Genomic DNA, 974 nt, shown 5'->3' with positions numbered 1-974 from the left:
CGCGTTGATCGCCTCCATGCTGGCCGCTTCATCGCTCATCCCGCGCGTCTCCACGCCCATCGCCTGCGCCACGCGGGCGAAACGCGCCACCGCGTTCGGGCGGTTAAAGTTTTCGATGATCGGCAGCAGGATGGCGTTGCAGACGCCGTGCGGCAGATTGTGCGTCGCCCCCGGCTGATGCGCCAGTGCGTGAACCAGCCCTAACCCGGCGCTGTTAAACGCCATGCCTGCCAGATACTGGCCGAATGCCATCTGTTCGCGTGCTTCGAGGTTGTGTCCGTCGTCGACGGCTTTCGGCAGCCAGAGGCTGATCAGGCGAATCGCTTCGAGGGCGTTAGCATCGGTGAGCGGGTGAGCGCCGACGGAAACATAGGCTTCGATGGCGTGCGTCAGGGCGTCCATCCCCGTTGCGGCGGTGACGGAGGCGGGGATATCGAGCATCACGCTGGCATCATCCACGGCGATATCCGGGATAATATTGGGGTCGATAATCACCTCTTTTACCTGACGCTCGCTGTCGATGATCACCGCATTGCTGGTCATCTCCGCTGCGGTGCCTGCTGTGGTGTTAATGGCCACCAGCGGCACACCGGCGTTTTTGACTTTGCCGACGCCGGAATAGGCGGTCGACGGGCCAGGGTTGGCGGTGAGGATTTTAATCGCTTTCGCCGTATCAATTGGGCTGCCACCGCCGAAGGCGATAACGTAATCGCAGCTGGCGCTCTGATAGGCCGCAAACCCTTTCTGGACCAGCGCTTCCGTCGGATTCGGGAACACGTCATCAAAGAGGTGATACGACATCTGATGGGCGTCCAGGGCGGTATACAGGCTGTCGAGCAGCCCCATTTTAACCAGCTGTCCGTCAGTGACGATAAGTGCTTTGCCCCACTGTTTGCTCGCCACCAGATTAACCATGTCGCCGATCGCGCCCGCGCCGTGCAGGATGATTTTGGGAAGTGCCAACATAAAACTCA

At 60.4% G+C, this 974-nt stretch carries 1 protein-coding gene; it reads right to left on the bottom strand.

Annotation, left to right across the window (positions count from 1 at the left end; genetic code table 11):
• Positions 1-974 (bottom strand): iron-containing alcohol dehydrogenase (locus tag K5E19_RS22985; RefSeq protein WP_260411925.1); only part of this gene is annotated, 974 nt, incomplete at both ends.

This window comes from Enterobacter sp. RIT637 (assembly GCF_019718755.1).
GTDB lineage: Bacteria > Pseudomonadota > Gammaproteobacteria > Enterobacterales > Enterobacteriaceae > Enterobacter.
The sequence above is the reverse complement of the archived record's forward strand: the minus strand, read 5'-3'. Positions and strand labels throughout refer to the sequence as shown.